Raw genomic sequence first — 17,794 nt, 5'->3', positions numbered from 1 at the left:
AACTGTCCCTCTGCTGCCATTCCCATCTATACTTAGACAGATGGGAATTATTTATGATTATTGGTAGATGTTGATTAATGACCAGAACCCATTGCATCCACATGATGGACATGTTTGCTATTAAACCAGATAAATAACACGGAAACTAATACAAATCCAGCTCCAACAAGGAATGGGACAGATGGATTAAATATTTCTGCTAACTTTCCTGCTGTGAAAGGTGCAATGGCTCCACCTATAAAGCGCAAGAAGCTGTATGCTGCTGAAGCGGTAGATCGTTCTACAGGAGCAGCATTCATTACGGCAGTTGTAATAAGCGTATTGTTATTTCCTAATAAGGCACCAGCGAAAATAACTGCTGCGATGATAACCCATTGGGTTGTTGTCCAAATTCCCATAGCAACTAATACAACTGCAAACAAGGTTAACATTGCACACATTGATTTTACGGTTCCAAAACGTTCCTGCAATCTTGGTGCCATAAAAACAGAAGTGACAGCTAATAAAATACCCCAGCCCAAAAATACAAAGCCAAGTCCATGTTCGTCTAAGCCCATTACAAACGGTGCATAGGCTAACAACGTGAAAAATCCAAAATTATATAATGCTGCGGCAATCCCTAAAACTAGTAAGGAGCGGTGTTTTAATGCTCTAAACGGATCTGCCAGGGAAGTTTTAGGTTTAACTGTATTTGTTGTATTCATGGAAGTATTTTTTGGCATTAAAATGAAAATACCGAAAAAGGCAATGATCATTAAAACAGCTACCCCTAGGAAAGGACCTCTCCAGCTCATGGCTCCTAACCATCCGCCTAGTAGTGGACCGACAGAGATACCAAGTCCAATCGCTGCTTCATAAAGAATAATTGCTTTAGCAGTGCCACTGTTTGATAGGGACACAATTGCCGCTAAAGCAGTTGCTACAAACAGGGCATTACCAAGTCCCCAACCTCCGCGAAGACCAACAAGCGACCAAATCCCATTTGATAGTCCGCCTAGGCAGGAGAAAATAGCAATGATAACAATCCCCAAGATAAGTGTCCACTTAATTCCAAGTCTGGAGGAGATCATCCCAGTCACTAGCATTGCTACAGCCATCACGGCATTATAGCTAGTGAAAAGCAGCGTTACCTGGCTTTGGGAGGCATGAAGTTTCTCGGCAATAGCAGGAAGGATCGGATCTACGAGACCAAGCCCCATAAAGGCAATAATCCCCGCAAAAAATACAGCCCATACTGCTTTAGGCTGTTTTAATAAACTAGCTTCTGTTTTCGTATTTAAATTGTTTTTGCTTGAATCTGCTGATACAGATTGTGAAGATGACATTTCATTCTCCCCTTTATTTTTTTATTCCCTTTGTTTTTATAGACTAGATTAATTCTTTAAAAGAATTCCTTATAACATCACCGCGACTAATAATGCCTACTAAAACTCCATTTTTTTCAACGGGGACTTTTTTTATTTGCTTTTTACCTAACAGAGCAGCAATCTTTTCTAAATTTTCATCCCAAGCCACTTTAATAACCCTTTTTTTCGCAATTTTCATTACATTCAAATGTAAGAGACTTTGCAATCTATGTTCAAAGTCTTCATCATCCCCTTTAATGACAACCGTATAATAAATACTGTCGATAATATGATCATCATGTTTACCAATGTATCGCAGTACATCTCCATCACTGATGAAACCGACAATCTCATTGCGGTCATTAACGATAGGAAGACCGCTAATTTTATATTGAATGAATTTTTCGATGACAGAACGGACGGTGTCGTTTTCCTTCACTTTATATACTTGGCTTACCATAATATCATGGGCTAACATTTATCTTTCCCCCTTTTTTGGACAAGTAGTTGTATAAGGAAACTATATAATTGTATTATACAACTATATGATGAAACGTCAAATGTTTTTATAGTCAGATGGATTCCTTCCTCCTTACAAATCTTTAATCAAGTATGCTATCATATCTTATAGAAATATTGGAAACGGTGAGGTAGTTAATCAATGGATGAACAATCGCTGGAAGAACTTGAAGTGGAATTATCTATACTGATAAGAAGGGTTACCCATACCTCTTCTCATAAAAAAACTGGCAGTCTGGATCGGTCAGCATACCTGTTATTGCATGAAATAGTGACATCAGGACCTGCCGGTGTTAAAGCGTTAGCAACTGAATTTCAATTAGATGTTTCTACTGTAAGTCGACAGGCGGCTGCGTTGGAGCAAAAGGGCTTTTTGCTGAGAATTCCTGATGAAACAGATGGAAGGGCTTATACGCTCCAGATAACCGAAACAGGATTAGAAGAATTTCAAAAGGAAAAGAAGTTTAGAAAAAGCAGAGTGGAAGAAGTTACTAAATGTTGGACAGAAGAAGACCGTGAGACTTTTGCCAAGTTATTAAAAAAATATAATCAGTCTGCGATGAATGTTCATATATGACTGATTTAATAAGAGAATAGGCATTTGGAAAAAGAAGTGCTTGCTTAAGAGGGAAGGTATTTTCACCTTCCCCTTTTCTATTGGGAGACAAGTGTAATTGGAGGCTATTTGCGTTTTTTGCATGATTTTTATAGGGCCGTTAGAGAGAGGTTCCTTTATGTCTATTTTATTAATATTTTTATATAGTTTGAAAAGCAAAAGAAGATTATTTGCTGGAGATTTAATGTTGATATTCCTTAGTTATGGAAGTGCTCTGATATATAGGGGAAGCACGATTGGGGATTAGTGCGGGATTTGAAGTTTGAAAATAATTAATTTTCTGATATAAAAGTACTATTTTGAGAAAATAAAAAGGGGAATTGACTATCAATTTAGAATATTAAGTCTCGTAATATTACATATTGTGATCAGAGGGGGATTTTTTGGTGGTAAAGAAGAAACTTAAAAAAACAGCACTAGCAGCAGTACTTGGAATTAGTACTCTCTCACTAGGGTTATATGGTCCTCCTGAGAAAGCCGCTGCAGAAGCAGCATATAAAGAAGTTGTCTCCAGTTACGGTGGAGCTCCTATTGATTTAGGCATTGCCAATGATGAGCGGATTATTGAAATGCTGAAAAAAGAGGGAAAGTTAGCAAAGAATGCAAGTACCGGTGAAACGGAAAAAGCTTTACAAAAGTATTTACAAGGCAAAGCAGAAGGAGCTAAAAAAGAAACAAAGGATAAACTGCCGAAAGCCTTATCAAAATTAGAAACAAAGGGAGAAAATGAAACATCTAATCATAGTCTCCAAAAGGGAAAAGGAAATAAATTAGGACAGGCAAAGAAAAATACAGTTGATTCTGTCAAAGAGGAAGCGTATGAAGGGGAAGTTCGTGAAGATAAGGTTCTCGTTTTAGCGATAGATTTTCCAGATTATAAAAAAAGCTCGATTACAAAAGATGAGACAGATATGTTCTATGAAGATTACACACATGAGCACTTTCAAAATATGATTTTTGGCGAAGATGGTTATGAAGGTCCGAACGGCGAAAATCTTGTCTCCATGAAACAATTTTATGAAGAGCAATCTGGTGGCAGTTATTCGGTAGAAGGGGAAGTTGCTGGCTGGTACACAGCTGATCATGAGGCCGCTTATTATGGAGGAAATTATCCTGGGCCAGATGATAGTGATGCACGTCCTCGTGAATTAGTCTATGAAGCATTATCAAAAGCTGCACAAGATCCAAATGTAGACTTAAGTGAGTACGATGTATGGGATCGTGATGATTATGATGGCGATGGTGTATATAACGAACCAGATGGAATTATCGATCATTTAATGGTTATCCATGCAGGAGTTGGTGAAGAAGCTGGTGGAGGAGCCTTAGGGGGAGATGCTATTTGGTCTCATCGTTGGAACTTAGGAAACCTAGTTGCAGTGCCAGGAGCTACATCTAATAGCGATCGTTTCGGTGGCTTGCTTGGTGCATATGATTATACCATTGAACCAGAAGATGGTGCGGCAGGTGTTTTTGCGCATGAATTCGGACATGATTTAGGATTACCAGATGAATATGATACGCAATATACTGGCGGCGGTGAGGCTGTGGCTTACTGGTCTATCATGGCTAGTGGCAGCTGGGCCGGAGATATTCCAGGTACGGAGCCGAGTGGATTTAGTGCATATGCTAAGGAATATTTGCAAGGTGCCCATGGGGGAAATTGGTTAAGCGGCACTACGTTAAATGCGGATGAAATTACAAGTAAAGGAACAGAACTACTGCTGGACGAAGCGGTAACAAAAGGAATAAATAATGACGCAGTGCGTATTAATCTTCCAGATAAAACAACAGATGTAAACACACCGGCAAGCGGGAAATATGAATACTTTAGTGGTAGTGGAAATAATATCGATCATTCTATGAAGACAGCAGTAGATTTGACTAATGCCACAAGTGCCGAGTTGACCTTTAAAACATGGTACGACATCGAGGCTGAATGGGATTATGCATCTATTAAGGTAAATGGCGAGACGATTAAAGGAAATATTACCACAAGCGAAAATCCCAACGACCAAAATCCAGGAAATGGGATTACAGGCAGTACCAATGGTGAATGGGTGGATGGAGTCTTTGATTTAAGTGCATATGCGGGACAAAAGGTCGAAATTGAATTTAATTATTGGACCGACGTGGCAGTTGCTAATCCTGGTTTCTATGTGGATGATATTAAAGTGACAGCTAATGGAGCGGAAATATTAACAGATAATGCAGAAGGGGATTCTTCCTTTGCATTAGAAGGCTTTCAGAAAGATGAAGGAAAATTTTATTCAAAACATTATTATTTATTAGAATGGAGATCACAAAATGGAGTAGATGAGGGTCTTGCGCATATTCGCCGTGGTGCTAGTCTCATGAGTTATGATCCAGGTCTTGTCGTTTGGTATGTGGATGAATCATATAGTGATAACTGGACGGGGGCGCATCCTGGAGACGGATATTTAGGAGTAGTCGATGCAGACCAGCATACAAACTACTGGAGTGATGGAACTGTAGGAGCTACCCGATATCAATTAAATGATGCTGCCTTTAGTTTAGCTAAATCTAATAAAATGTTTTTAGATTATGCTGCTATTAACGGAACTACATTAAAAGATAATTTTACAAAACGAACTCCACTATTTGATGATAGTGCTGACTACAGCAACCAAGGAAATCTAGAAGCAGGACGCAATATTCCATCCACCGGCTTGAAAATTCGTATAGTTGGTGAGAGCAAAGACGGTACAGTAGGAAAAGTATTATTATATAAATAATAATAAATAGAAGAGGCTGTCCGAAAAGTCTCTAATATAAAGCAAGAGGAGAAAAAGGCTCGTTTTTCTCCTCTTGCTTTTCTATTCTGTTGATTCTATCCGAAAGTAGCTGGTGGAAATATGTATTGAAATTCCACTTATAAAGAAAAAAATGGAGAGCATGGATTCATGCTTATACAGGTGACCAAATGGCCCTTGACGGCCCACATGCAAAGGGTGACTTGCGAAGAGCACGTGCAGCGGCTTTAAATATTGTACCAACTTCTACTGGTGCAGCTACAGCAATAGGACTGGTCATTCCAAAATTAGAGGGCAATTTAGACGGTGTATCTCAGCGCGTGCCAGTACCGGCTGGCTCGGTGACAGAGTTAGTCGCTGTCGTCAATAAGACGGTAAAGAAAGATGATATAAATACTGCTATGAAAGCGGCATCTTCCGATTCATTTGGATATACAGAAGAACAGTTGGTATCCTCAGATATAATTGGTATAACATATGGTTCATTATTTGATGCTACACAAACAAAGGTTACCTCACTTCCTGATGGGAAGTCTTTAGTGAAAGTTGTGGCATGGTATGATAATGAGAATTCGTATACAAACCAAATGGTTAGAACTATTAAATATTTTGCCGAACTATAATCTGTGGCTTAAAAAGATATGGCACTAAGAACTTATGAGAAGTCCTCAATATCTATTGTCTTTTAATACACGCTTGGATTCCGCATTGGGAAGTTGGATCACTGCGTGTTAAAAGCAAATGGCATTTTTGAGCTAAATCAAAGCCGCCATAACTTAATAAATTAGGAGGGTGTAATTAATGCACCCTCTTTTTGTATATGCTTGCGGCTTTAGGATAGGAGGTTCTTATGTATTCAAAGCGGCTGTTTTATTTTGGGAAGGAACCGTTACCCTGCGGTAACGGTTTAGCCTAGATGAAGCTCCCATCCTTTATAAATTCAAAAGAAGTATCAAAATGATGACCAGTCAGGGCGGTCATTTTTTATTCGACACTTTTCATGCAAATTTTGTGCAGGGATGTTTTTTGTACCTTTTTTTCATTTGTAGCATATGGGACACCCCCTTCCCTTTTTTATTTTTCCTTAATTAACTGTACACGACCTACTTGTCCATCTTCTAGGCGAACCTTAATTCCATGGGGATGGAAGGAAGACTTGGTTAATATATCTTTTACAATGCCTGCTGTTCGTTTCCCGGTTCTTTGATCTTGTTTTAGTACTATTTCAACAGGCGTGCCTGGTGTTATGTCTTTGCGATTCTGACCGTTCATTATACACCCATGCGTTTTCTTTGGTTATTTGGCTTTTTGGTTAACTGGCTTTTCATTTTTTGCATTTTTTGATTGCCGCTCAAACTTGCTTTTCCGCCTTGTCCTTGCTGTGCTTTATTTGCCAGCTGCTGCTTCATGGCTTCTTGTAAGCTAATTTTCTTTTTACCTTCTTGTTCCTTTGTCTGCATATCGTTGTTCATATCGTTCACGGATTTTTCCTCCATTATTATCGAAATAAGGTTACTCCCTCATCATAACATCAATTGGGTGTCAGGCACCATAAAAAGACAGAAGCCAAAGGGTGTTCACCTCAGAAGGACAGTTTTTCTGCAAACATATTCTCTTCTTTTTGTGAATAGGCTGTAGGAGAACAGGAATGGATGGTGGTAACGATGGATCTGCCGGTTATTTTAGCTGGGCCATTGGTGCGCAAAGTGGAGGAAACATCAGCTTATCTTTGGATAGCTTTAAGTGGAGAATATCAATTGAACGCCAATCTATATGTGATTCACTTCAATCAAACGACAAAAGAGCATGAATATCAGCCGTTTGACATTCAGTCAGATATACAAGTATGCCGATTAGGAAAAAACTTATATATTTATTTAATCAAACTTCAGCCTATCTCCCAAAACTTTCCCACCCAAACATTGTTAGGATACAATCTAGGGTTTCAAAAAGACAAAACAAGCTATGACTTAAGTGATTTTGGATTATTATCATCTGATAGTCCAGTCTCTATTTGTTATGGAAACTTACAATATCCCACTTTCTTCATTCCAGCAACAGTTGAAAAAAACTTCTTATATGGTTCCTGCCGCAAATTTCTAAGAAAATAATCAATTTATTTTATAAAGAGCACCTCTTTTTTCTTCCTTTTGCGCAACGCTATTGTAAAAGAAGGAAAGAGTAGGAGCTCTTTTCTTTTAAAACTACTAGTCGCCATAGCACCTGTATTTTTAAAATTTATATAGATTAGAAGATTCAGAAAAGTGTGGTTGCTAATTCCGAGTAAGTGTATTAGAATAATAGAAAATTAAACTCTTTACAAAGATAAAGGGAAGGTTCAGGAGGTTAATCATTGATCGATTTAGTGTATCGTTTTGGCCCTCAAAATTATTATCATTATGCTGGAGTAATTAATACACTACCGAAGTTTTTGGAAGACAACCACATACAATTTCCATTAATAATTCATGGGCAAAAGTCATGGCAGGCTGTTCAACCTTATTGGCCCGAAACTGAATTTCAGAATCCCTATAAAGAAATTTTGTTTGCTGGTGAATGCAGCTATGAAGAAATAGACCGAATATGGAACGAAGCCTTGCACCACCAGCATGATGCCATAATAGGAGTTGGTGGAGGGAAAGTTTTAGATACGGTAAAAGCGGTGGCAAGTAAAGCGAAAATACCTTGTATCTTAATTCCTACATTGCCTTCAAATTGTGCTAGCTTTACCCCCATCAGTATTGTTTATTCTGCTGAAGGAGACCATCTTGGTACAATACGACATAGTCAATCAAATTATATGGTAATGGTTGAACCAGAATTATTAGTTAAAGCACCAATCGAGCATTTGACTTCTGGAATTGGCGATACCTTGGCTAAATGGTATGAAAGTAAAATTCGTTTTAAGAAATTAACAAGTAAAGAAATATCCATTCCATTGGAACTGTCTCATACTGCTGCTAAGCAATGTCGAGATAATATTTTAAAATGGGGTGAAGCTGCTGTTATAGCTGCTGAAGCTAAAAAAAGCAATGCAGACTTCTCTCGCATGCTTGATACGATTTATGCCGTAGCCGGCCTTGTTGGAGGATTGGGAGGGGAGTTTGGGCAAAGCGTTGGCGCACATGCCTTTAATTACGGATATGTCAGTTTGGGGAAAAAGAGACATTTACATGGCAGCCTTGTTGCGTACGGAATATTATTTCAGTTGAGTTTGGAAGAAAATTATGAAGAAATAAAACAATTAGTTCCTTTATATAAAAAATTGAAGTTGCCAATATGCTGGAGAGATTTACATTTATCCCCTGAGAAAGGTGACCTTGAAAACATGGCTGATCAAATATTAAGACCATCCTCTAGAATTTATGCATTGCCAATGGAGCTAACCAAGCAAAAGGTAATAGATGGCCTGGAAAAATTAGAATCATTTATTACAGAAAATGAGGTGGGGTTAAATGCATTTTGATTGCTCTGAACGTCTGGGTAAATTAAAGCCGAAATATTTAGTCGTTCAAAATAAACGGATAAAAGAACTTCAGCAATCAGATAAGCAGGTAATTAATCTCGGAAGAGGAAATCCAGATCAGCCAACTTTCCCCCGTATTGTGGAGTGCCTGCAAGAAGCCATATATGATAAGAACAACCATGGTTATCCACATTATGGCGGAAAACAAGATTTTAAAAAAGCTATTGTGGATTTTTATCGAAAGGAGTATGGAGCAAATATTTCGTCTAATCAGGTTGCGATCATGAATGGTTCTACAATAGCCTTATCTGGATTAGCACAGGCCCTCTTAAATCCTGGGGATATTGCATTGGTTCCTGATCCTGGTTTCTTTGGATATCAAGCGGCTGTTGAGTTGGCAGGTGGAGAACCATTTTTTGTTCCGATTAGCGAGAATAATCATTTTTTAGTTGATTATTCAAGCATCCCAGAAGAGGTCAGTCAAAGAGCAAAGATTTTATTTTTAAATTATCCGAACAATCCAACAGGTGCAAATGCCACAAGGGAATTTTTCGAAGAAACGATTACATATGCCAATAAATATGGGATTGCTGTCATTCATGATTTTGCTTATGCAGATATCTACTATACAGAGGAAAAGCCAATCAGTTTTTTATCCATTTCCGGGGCAGCGGAAGTAGGAGTTGAAATTTATACCTTCTCCAAAACATTTAATATGGCTGGTTGGAGGAGTGGATTTACAGTAGGGAATGAATCGCTTATCAAACATTTAAGTGCCTATTTACAAAATGCAGTTGGCGGTGTTTTTGGTGGAATACAGGATGCATCTGTGTTTGCTCTATTACATCAACAGGCAGAACGTAATGCCTTAAGAGAGTTATATCATGAGCGGCAATTGTTAGTTGAAAAATGTTTAGAAACGCTAGATTGGGAGTATGTTGCCCCACAAGGAACATTTTTCCTTTGGGCTAAGGTTCCGTTACCAATGAATTCGGTTGAATTTGCCGAACAATTACTAGAAGAAGCGTTGGTAGCAGTGGTTCCGGGCAGTATATACGGCAAAAACGGAGAGGGATGGATTCGCATTAGTTTGGTGACCTCTTTGGAACAGTTGAAAGAATCATTTGAGCGAATAAAGAGATTTTTACTAAGGAAGCGGGGGAATGAAAATGAAAACCTTTCTAAAGCTTAATGCACTTCTTATTGTTGTTATTTCAATAAATCTATTAGCTGCTTGTAGTAATTCTGCTAATTCACAAGAAGAATCGACGAAAACTGCTAGTAAAAGTGAAGCTTCAGATGGAAAAGTTATCCGCGTTGGCGCAACTGGTCAAAGTTTTCCAAACTCTTATCAAGAGGATGGAGAATTAATCGGTTTTGATGTGGAAGTACTTGAAACGATTGCAAAGAATTTAGGGTATAAAGTGCAATGGACATTAGCAGGCTTTGAAGGGTTAGTAGGGCAGCTAGGGGTCGGAAAACTTGATACGATTGCTAATGCCTTTGAATATACAGAGGAAAGGGCAGAACAATATAATTATTCGACAACTTATTCTTATACAAGTACAGGGATTGCTGTTCTTAAAGATAGTCCTTATGATTCTGTAAAGGATTTAAATGGACAAACAGTTGCTGGAGTATTAGGGTCTAATAAAATTAATGTATTGGAAGATTATGTGAAGAAAAATGGATTAGATATTGAAGTCAGACAATATGAAACAAGAGATGGTCCACAATCGGATACAATTAAGGGTGCCGTAGCAGGTTATGTCCAAGGAAAACCTATTTTGCAAGCAACAATAAATAAATCGAAATTACCTCTGAAAATATTAGAGGATGACTTAAAGAAATCAGAAATTGGTTTCCCGTTTGCAAAAACAGAACAAGGGGATGCGTTAAGAAAAGCGTTTAATGCAGAAATAGAAAAGCTGAGAGCGGATGGAACACTAGCTGAAATCTCGGAAAAGTATTATGGAGATGATATTACTTCTGAGGAGTAACGAGAAATTTATTGAATTTTTGATTAATTAAGTAGAAGAAAAGTTTTCTATTAAATAGTGTATAGGCTTCTTCGTGTAGAAGAAGCCTAATTATATTTTGTCCTTTTAAATTGCGAGTTTAGAACGTCTGTTTTTCCTCAATTATGAATGTGTGGAACGTTAAAAAATAATAACTTAATAAACGCTGTCAAATGAAAATTATAAAAAAAAGAAAAAAGTGTGGGATTAACCACTTGGAATATGTTAGAATAGTCAATAATTCGGATTAGTTTTGTTGGAATTAATTATTTGATAATTTAAATAATATTGGTACTAGGAGAGGATAGGAAATGGGTTCACATGTAGTAGCTTTAAAAATGCTGCAGAACAATTTTAGTACAGAAGAAATGCGTTCTGTGTGGGATGATGAAAATAGATTACAGAAGATTTTGGATGTAGAAGCAGCATTAGCATTAGCAGAAAGTGAGTTAGGAATCATTCCAAAGGAAGCTGGAAGAGCTATAAAGGACGCTGCAAAAATAGAAAATTTTGATATTGAAGAAATTGCAAAGGAGTCTGCTAAACTAAAACATTCCTTAATGGCTACAGTTAACCATTTGCAGAAACTATCAGGCGATTATGGAGAATATGTTCATTATGGTGTAACAACACAGGATGTAACGGATACAGCGATGATTCTTCAATTGAAGGAAGCAGATGAAATCATAAGAAGAGATACAAAAAAAGTAGCAGAGCTTCTAATTGGTTTAGCATCTAAGTATAAGAAAACGCCGATGCCAGCAAGAACACACGGAATGCAAGGACTGCCAACCACATTTGGCTTTAAGCTCGCAGTCGTTTTGAGTGAGTTTGAACGTCATCTAGATAGATTAAAGAGCGTCCAGTCGCGTATTTTCACAGGTGTTCTTGCTGGTGGTGTTGGTACATACGCCGCTTTAGGAAGTATAGGACCAAAAATTGAAGAACGGGCATTAGAAATTTTAGAACTTAATGCGCCAAAGATTTGCTGGCATTCTTCACGTGACCGAATTTCGGAGTATGGCTCAGCGCTAGGGCTAATAAGTGGTTCATTAGGAAAGCTGGGAAATGAATTCTATAACTTAATGCGGACAGAAATCGACGAAGTGGAAGAGCCGTTTTCAGCAGGAAATGTGGGCTCAACTACGATGCCGCATAAACGTAATCCAGCTATTTTTGAAGGAATTGCCAGTCTGACAAAACCTGTCTTACATAGTGTTGCCTTGCTGCATGAATCATTAGTGATGGAACATGAAAGGGATGCGATGAGCTGGAGAAGTGAATGGATAGCCTTACCAGAAATTTGTTTATATTTATCCTCTCAATTGAAAAGTATGCTAACCGTTCTGGAAGGGCTTGTAGTTAAACCTGAAAACATGCTGAAAAACTTGGAGCGATTAGGTGGACTGATTTTATCAGAACGTGTCATGTTTGCTTTATCAGAAAAAATAGGTAAACAAACTGCCCATCATCTTATATATGAAATCGCAATGGAATCTGCTGAACAAAAAACTCCATTTAAAAGATTGCTTGGTCAGAATGAAAAGGTGGCTGCTGTATTGACAGAAGAACAAATTAATCAGTTATTAGATCCAAGTCAATATATTGGCTTAGCTAGTGAGAAGGTAGATGAAGTAATTGCTTCGATTAGAAATGGGGGACTTTTAAGTGAGTAATTTATCTTTTCATCAAGCAACTTCCAAAGATATTCCCGAATTACTTGATCTATCTCTAAGAGGATATGCCTCTATTCGAGAGCTGGGAATTCACTTTGCTGCTGCAACAGCAGATGCAGAATTGGTAGAAAAGAATATCAAGGAAAATATATGCTTCTATTTACGAGATGAAGGCAAAATGGTTGCAACTGCTTCTGTTCGCATGCCATGGAGCAGTCATCCTGGTCCATTTGAAATTCCCCATATTTGGTGGGTTGCTGTTGCTCCAGAAGAAAAAAGAAAAGGATACGCAAGCAAAATCCTTCATTATGTGGAGGAAAGTTTTTTAAGAGATACACTTCATTGTCCATCTGTATCGCTGGGCACGGCGAAGGAGCATCCTTGGCTTAGAGAAATGTATGAAAAACGGGGATACAAAAAGGTTGGAGAAACGGATTTAGGGAAAGGTCATATTACCATCTATTTAGAAAAATTACTTTTAGCAAAATCATATAAGAAAAGGTAGGAATTGATAATGTGGAAGAAACTGACTGTAATCATGAGTATAGCATTTTTATTATTATTATCTGCTTGCAGCGGAAACGATAATAAAACAGAAAATGGGGGATCCTCAAAGGAGCAAAAAACACTCCGTGTAGGTTCAACCGCACAAAGTTATCCAAATGGATATGAGGAAAATGGTAAATTAGTAGGTTTTGATATAGAAGTATTAGAGAAAATCGCAAAAAATTTAGGCTATCAAGTGGAGTGGGTTAGATCAGACTTTGCAGGTTTAATGGGGCAATTAGAAACCAAAAAAATTGATACAGTGGCAAACTTTGTTGCTGTTACAGATGAAAGAAAAGAAAAGTATCAGTTTTCAGAGCCGTATGCCTATGCAGGTGCTACCATTGTTACAAATAAAGACAATGCATATGATAGTTTAGATGATTTAAAGGGCAAAACAGTATCCGGAGTATTAGGTTCGAATAATGTGAAGAACTTAGAAAATTTCGATCCTGACATCATCCCTAAAACATATGAAAACCGTGATGGTGCAATGAATGATGCGATTAATAAACGTGTCGATGGTTATGTTAACTCTAAATCTTCTTTGATCGCAGAAATTGAAAAAGGAAATTTGCCATTGAAGTTTGTAGGGGAGCCATTTGTGTATGAAGATGTTGCTTTTCCGTTCCTTAAAAATGAAGATGGAGAAGCTTTGGCAAAAGCATTTAATGCTGAAATAAAAAAATTACGTGAGGATGGTACCTTAACAGAAATATCGAAGAAATATTTTGCAGACGAGGATATCACCGTTAAGGAATAGTTTGGAGGACCAGTATGAATCTTAATTTAGATTTTCCATATTTAGTTGATATATTACCAGAACTGTTGGAATTCATACCGCTTACTTTATTTCTTGCTGTTCTATCCATGGTTTTTGCCATCATTGGCGGATTGATTTTAGCTGTGATATCCAGATCGAATATCCCAGTATTAAAGCAGCTTGCCGCTGTATATATTTCGTTTTTTCGTGCCATTCCAACACTGGTTCAATTATTTTTAATTTATTATGGGCTGCCACAAATCTTTCCAGCTCTAAGTGCGATGACGGCTATAACAGCAGCGATCTTAGGGCTTAGTTTAAAACAAGCAGCATTTTTAGCAGAAATATTCCGTGCTGCACTGAATTCGGTTGATAAAGGACAGGTGGAAGCATGTTTATCAGTTGGAATGACAAAAGTGCAAGCCTTTCGTCGAATTGTTCTACCTCAGGCGACGCGAAATGCTATTCCTGCAACAAGTAATATTTTTATTGGTTTAATTAAAGAAACCTCATTAGCGTTTACTTTAGGAGTAGTGGAGCTTTTCGCCCAAGGGAAAATAATTGCTGCTAGTTCTCTTAAATTTTTTGAAACCTATTTGGCTTTAGCGCTGCTTTACTGGGTGTTAATTATTCTTGTTACTTTCGTTCAGCGGGCTATTGAAAAAAGAATGGAAAAACCGTATTTATCATAAAGGAGTAGTAGGATGATAGCTGTTACAAATCTAAAAAAGAGGTTTGGAGAGAATATAGTATTAGATGGTGTTAATTTAAAAGTTAACCGTGGAGAAGTGTTGGCTATTATCGGACCGTCTGGATCTGGAAAGTCAACATTGCTCCGGTGTTTGAATTTATTAGAGCTGCCTGATGAAGGGGTTATTCAAATAGGCGAGACAAATGTAAATGTACAAAAAATGGGGCGGAAAGATATTCATCAGCTTCGCCAGGAAACAGCGATGGTGTTTCAAAACTATAACCTTTTTAAAAATAAAACTGCCTTGCAAAACGTTACGGAATCCTTGATTGTTGCTAAGAAAATGAATAAACAAGATGCAGAGAAATTAGGGAAAGAACTTTTAGTGAAGGTAGGGCTTGAGGATAAGTTTCACCAATACCCTGCCACATTATCAGGCGGACAGCAACAACGTGTGGGCATTGCTAGAGCGCTCGCTGTTAAGCCACATGCCATTTTATTTGATGAACCAACCTCAGCACTTGATCCAGAATGGGTTTCAGAAGTGCTGCAAGTTATAAAAGATATTGCACAACAAAATACAACCATGATTATTGTGACCCATGAAATGAAATTTGCGGAAGAAGTGGCTGACAGAGTGATTTTTATGGCAGATGGAAATATCATTGAAGAAAATGAGCCGAAAGAATTATTTCATCATCCACAAAATATAAGAACAAAACAATTTTTAAAAACTTTAGAAAGAGATGAATAATAAATCATGAACATGTCTCCTGAACTATTAAACGATTTAATTGTCAAACGAAGATATTTGCATGAGCATCCAGAGCTAGCTTTTGAAGAATTTCATACAACGGAATTAATCAAAAAATGGTTAACAGAACAGGGTATTGCCATTGTTGAACTTGGTCTAGAAACAGGAGTTGTTGCGGAAATAAAGGGAGCGTTTGCGGGACCAACCATTGCTATTCGGGCAGATATTGATGCCTTGCCGATAATAGAAGAAACAGATGTTGCATTTAAATCAAAAAATGAAGGGAAAATGCATGCCTGTGGTCATGATTTCCATACAACTGCTATTTTAGGAGCAGCGATTCTAATCAATAGTCAAAAGGACAAATTACATGGAAATGTAAGATTTATTTTTCAGGCTGCCGAGGAAATTGCTCAAGGTGCAAAGAAATTTGTAGAAAAAGGAGCAATAGAAGGAGTAGAAGCTATTTTTGGAATGCATAACAAACCTGATTTGCCAGTAGGAACGATAGGGGTAAAATCAGGTGGACTTATGGCAAGTGTAGATAAATTTAGTTTAAGGTTTATCGGTGTCGGAGGTCATGCTGGTATACCACATCGTGCTATTGATCCGATTGTTATGGCTAGTCAATACGTAACAGCAGTTCAGTCAATTGTCGCAAGAAGAATGGATTTGTTTGATAATGTAGTAGTCAGTATCACAAGCATCCATGGAGGAAATACATGGAATGTCATTCCAGATGAAGTCAAACTAGAAGGTACTGTTCGAACATTTCAGCCTAAAGCTCGTGAGGCAGTTCCGACAATAATGAAAAAGCTAGCGGAGTCTATTGCAGAAGGAAATGGTGGTTCGGTTGAATTTGTTTGGGATGATTATCTTCCCGTGGTAAACAATCATCAAGATTATGAAGATATTGTCCGAACCACTGTTTTGGATGCAGGGTATAATGTCGTCGATGCTGTGCCAAGTGCCGGTGGGGAGGATTTTGCGTTTTATCAAAACTATATTCCTGGATTTTTCGTATGGATGGGAGTGGATGGACCCCAAGAATGGCATCACCCAAAGTTTGATTTAAAGGAAGATGCTATTAAAGTGGCCGCTGAATTTTTTGCTAAGCTCGCGGAGAACATTTTGAAAAATGACTGATTTAACAAAATCAATAGTCGACTTGATTCAATCCTCCCCGTCTTATCAGGAGCTTACTAATGAGACAAAAGAGAATTTGGAAAAGGGAGTATTCGATTATTTTCTGTCGTGTTTTGCTAGTGTGAGGTTTGACATGAATTTTTCCACTGTTTTACATACTGCTATTTATCCTACTGAAGAGGGAGCAGCAGTAGTAGGCACTGATTTAAAGGTTCACCCATTTGATGCTTGTTTAATTAATGGGTATTCTGCACATGCATTAGATTTAGATGATGTTCATTCTGAGATTAGAGGACATCCGTCTGCGATTATTTTGAGCTTATTACATGCCCTAATAGAAAAGAAGCGTGATAGAGACCGCTTCTATGAAGCCTATTTAATAGGAATAGAGACGATGAAGTGCTTTGCACAACTATTAGGTGCACAGCATTATGAAAAAGGGTTCCATACAACTGCAACTGCAGGTATTTACGGAGCAGTTGCAGCTGGAGCCCATTATTTACATTTCGACACAGAGAAATTCTCGCAAGCTATTAATTTATGCGTATCTAAATTAAGTGGTTCCCGAAGTCAATTTGGAACAATGGTTAAACCGCTGCATGCTGGTCTAACAGCCCAAAGTGCTTGGCAGATTCTTCATTTTGTTGATAAGGGAATTGTCGGAAGTGCTAATACCATTCAAGCTAAAAATGGTGTACTTTCTATGTATGTGGAGCAAAGCGGAAATCCATTCGAGGTTTTTGAAAAGTGGGGAGAACCTTGGACAATAGATAAACCAGGATTATGGTTCAAATTATATCCATGTTGTTCTGCAAATGCACATGCCATTGAGGCCATTCAGAATATACAGGCACAAAGAAATTTTTCTGTTGAAGATGTTGCTTCTGTCGATTTGTACTTCCCTCCCAATGGTGATGCTGCATTAGTTTACACTTCCCCAACGAATGGAGAACAGGGCCGTTTTAGTGTAGAATACTGTGCTGCTTTATTATTAAATGGTGAAGCATTATCTATTGAAAATTTTTCTGTCAATCAAATTGCCGATGAAATTCAAGCAGGAATAAAAAAAATTCATCGAAAGTATGATCATGGAATTCCAGTAAAAGAAATTAGTTATCCAAAAGGTAGATATTGTATAGCCAAAGTAATGTTAAAAGATGGTCAACAGTTGGTCTCTAGAGTAGATGCGCCAACAGGTTCACCAGGTAAGCCACTTAAAATGAAGGATTTAGCCAATAAAGCAAACACATTATTAGGCGAACAAGCCAATACACTAAACAAGTACTTTGCTGCAGGAATAGAAGGCTGGTAAAAGAGGGACGGTTCTTGTGAGGTCATTTGACCTTTAAGAACCGTCCTTTTGTGCCGGGGGGATATCTTTAAGAGATAAAATTTTTTTCATTTTTTTTCATATTTGAACATTCAAGGGTGGCCTAATGTTTTAGGGACCTTTTTTATTTTAGGAATTTGTCCAGATAG

Annotated in this window: 17 protein-coding genes and 1 pseudogene; 14 read left to right on the top strand and 4 right to left on the bottom strand. The window is 37.8% G+C overall.

Translation table 11 applies throughout. From position 1 onward, the window contains the following. Positions 1-74: 74 nt before the first annotated feature. Both BCI01S_RS08985 and BCI01S_RS08980 read right to left on the bottom strand, forming a co-directional pair. Positions 75-1,325: an MFS transporter gene (locus tag BCI01S_RS08985; RefSeq protein ID WP_061798201.1), complete on the bottom strand. Its 1,251-nt coding sequence runs from the start codon at positions 1,323-1,325 to the stop codon at positions 75-77. A gap of 43 nt (positions 1,326-1,368) precedes the next feature. Next, complete coding sequence (locus BCI01S_RS08980; protein WP_061798199.1) at positions 1,369-1,824, bottom strand: CBS domain-containing protein; 456 nt, start codon at positions 1,822-1,824, stop codon at positions 1,369-1,371. Between the two features lie 183 nt (positions 1,825-2,007). Here BCI01S_RS08980 and BCI01S_RS08975 point away from each other — a divergent pair, with 183 nt between their 5' ends. The 3 genes and pseudogenes from BCI01S_RS08975 to BCI01S_RS08965 all read left to right on the top strand — a co-directional run. After that, positions 2,008-2,442: a MarR family winged helix-turn-helix transcriptional regulator gene (locus tag BCI01S_RS08975; RefSeq protein ID WP_047942092.1), complete on the top strand. Its 435-nt coding sequence runs from the start codon at positions 2,008-2,010 to the stop codon at positions 2,440-2,442. A gap of 425 nt (positions 2,443-2,867) precedes the next feature. After that, positions 2,868-5,237, top strand: a complete 2,370-nt coding sequence (locus BCI01S_RS08970) for an immune inhibitor A domain-containing protein (RefSeq protein ID WP_047942093.1) — start codon at positions 2,868-2,870, stop codon at positions 5,235-5,237. A 164-nt stretch (positions 5,238-5,401) separates the two neighbouring features. After that, positions 5,402-5,878 (top strand): annotated as a pseudogene (locus tag BCI01S_RS08965) (type I glyceraldehyde-3-phosphate dehydrogenase); the annotation flags it as partial. 451 nt (positions 5,879-6,329) lie between these two features. Here the strand turns inward: BCI01S_RS08965 and BCI01S_RS08960 are convergent. Next, a complete protein-coding gene (locus tag BCI01S_RS08960) occupies positions 6,330-6,527 on the bottom strand; it encodes a YwbE family protein (protein WP_047942094.1) in 198 nt (65 codons plus the stop codon). Further along, positions 6,527-6,727, bottom strand: coding sequence for a hypothetical protein (locus tag BCI01S_RS08955; protein WP_095259271.1), 201 nt, complete (start codon positions 6,725-6,727; stop codon positions 6,527-6,529). The genes BCI01S_RS08960 and BCI01S_RS08955 overlap by 1 nt, the downstream gene beginning before the upstream one ends. A gap of 180 nt (positions 6,728-6,907) precedes the next feature. Here BCI01S_RS08955 and BCI01S_RS08950 point away from each other — a divergent pair, with 180 nt between their 5' ends. The 11 genes from BCI01S_RS08950 to BCI01S_RS08900 all read left to right on the top strand — a co-directional run bounded on the left by BCI01S_RS08950 (position 6,908) and on the right by BCI01S_RS08900 (position 17,627). Further along, positions 6,908-7,366 carry a hypothetical protein gene (locus BCI01S_RS08950; protein ID WP_061798196.1) on the top strand — a complete coding sequence of 153 codons (459 nt, stop codon included), beginning with the start codon at positions 6,908-6,910 and terminating at the stop codon, positions 7,364-7,366. Positions 7,367-7,608: 242 nt separating this feature from the next. Further along, a complete protein-coding gene (locus BCI01S_RS08945) occupies positions 7,609-8,721 on the top strand; it encodes an iron-containing alcohol dehydrogenase family protein (RefSeq protein ID WP_061798195.1) in 1,113 nt (370 codons plus the stop codon). Beyond that, positions 8,711-9,913 carry an aminotransferase class I/II-fold pyridoxal phosphate-dependent enzyme gene (locus tag BCI01S_RS08940; RefSeq protein ID WP_061798193.1) on the top strand — a complete coding sequence of 401 codons (1,203 nt, stop codon included), beginning with the start codon at positions 8,711-8,713 and terminating at the stop codon, positions 9,911-9,913. Before BCI01S_RS08945 ends, BCI01S_RS08940 begins: the two co-directional genes overlap by 11 nt. Beyond that, entirely contained in the window at positions 9,891-10,721 is an 831-nt protein-coding gene (locus BCI01S_RS08935; protein WP_082810030.1) for a transporter substrate-binding domain-containing protein, read from the top strand. Before BCI01S_RS08940 ends, BCI01S_RS08935 begins: the two co-directional genes overlap by 23 nt. Before the next feature lie 329 nt (positions 10,722-11,050). Next, positions 11,051-12,415, top strand: a complete 1,365-nt coding sequence (gene purB, locus BCI01S_RS08930; RefSeq protein WP_061798188.1) for an adenylosuccinate lyase — start codon at positions 11,051-11,053, stop codon at positions 12,413-12,415. Continuing rightward, entirely contained in the window at positions 12,408-12,920 is a 513-nt protein-coding gene (locus BCI01S_RS08925; protein WP_061798187.1) for a GNAT family N-acetyltransferase, read from the top strand. Before purB ends, BCI01S_RS08925 begins: the two co-directional genes overlap by 8 nt. A 6-nt stretch (positions 12,921-12,926) precedes the next feature. Continuing rightward, positions 12,927-13,724 carry an amino acid ABC transporter substrate-binding protein gene (locus BCI01S_RS08920; protein WP_235844471.1) on the top strand — a complete coding sequence of 266 codons (798 nt, stop codon included), beginning with the start codon at positions 12,927-12,929 and terminating at the stop codon, positions 13,722-13,724. A 14-nt stretch (positions 13,725-13,738) separates the two neighbouring features. Then, a complete protein-coding gene (locus BCI01S_RS08915; RefSeq protein WP_047942102.1) occupies positions 13,739-14,416 on the top strand; it encodes an amino acid ABC transporter permease in 678 nt (225 codons plus the stop codon). 12 nt (positions 14,417-14,428) lie between these two features. After that, complete coding sequence (locus tag BCI01S_RS08910) at positions 14,429-15,169, top strand: amino acid ABC transporter ATP-binding protein (RefSeq protein ID WP_061798183.1); 741 nt, start codon at positions 14,429-14,431, stop codon at positions 15,167-15,169. Between the two features lie 3 nt (positions 15,170-15,172). After that, positions 15,173-16,315, top strand: coding sequence for an amidohydrolase (locus tag BCI01S_RS08905; RefSeq protein WP_280529783.1), 1,143 nt, complete (start codon positions 15,173-15,175; stop codon positions 16,313-16,315). Then, positions 16,308-17,627 (top strand): MmgE/PrpD family protein, encoded by a 1,320-nt coding sequence (locus BCI01S_RS08900; protein ID WP_061798180.1) that lies wholly within the window; start codon positions 16,308-16,310, stop codon positions 17,625-17,627. The genes BCI01S_RS08905 and BCI01S_RS08900 overlap by 8 nt, the downstream gene beginning before the upstream one ends. The last annotated feature ends 167 nt before the right edge of the window (positions 17,628-17,794 follow it).

Source organism: Niallia circulans NBRC 13626 (genome assembly GCF_001591585.1).
GTDB lineage: Bacteria > Bacillota > Bacilli > Bacillales > Cytobacillaceae > Niallia > Niallia circulans.
Note: the sequence above shows the minus strand (reverse complement) of the source record. Positions and strands in the feature narration are given on the sequence as shown.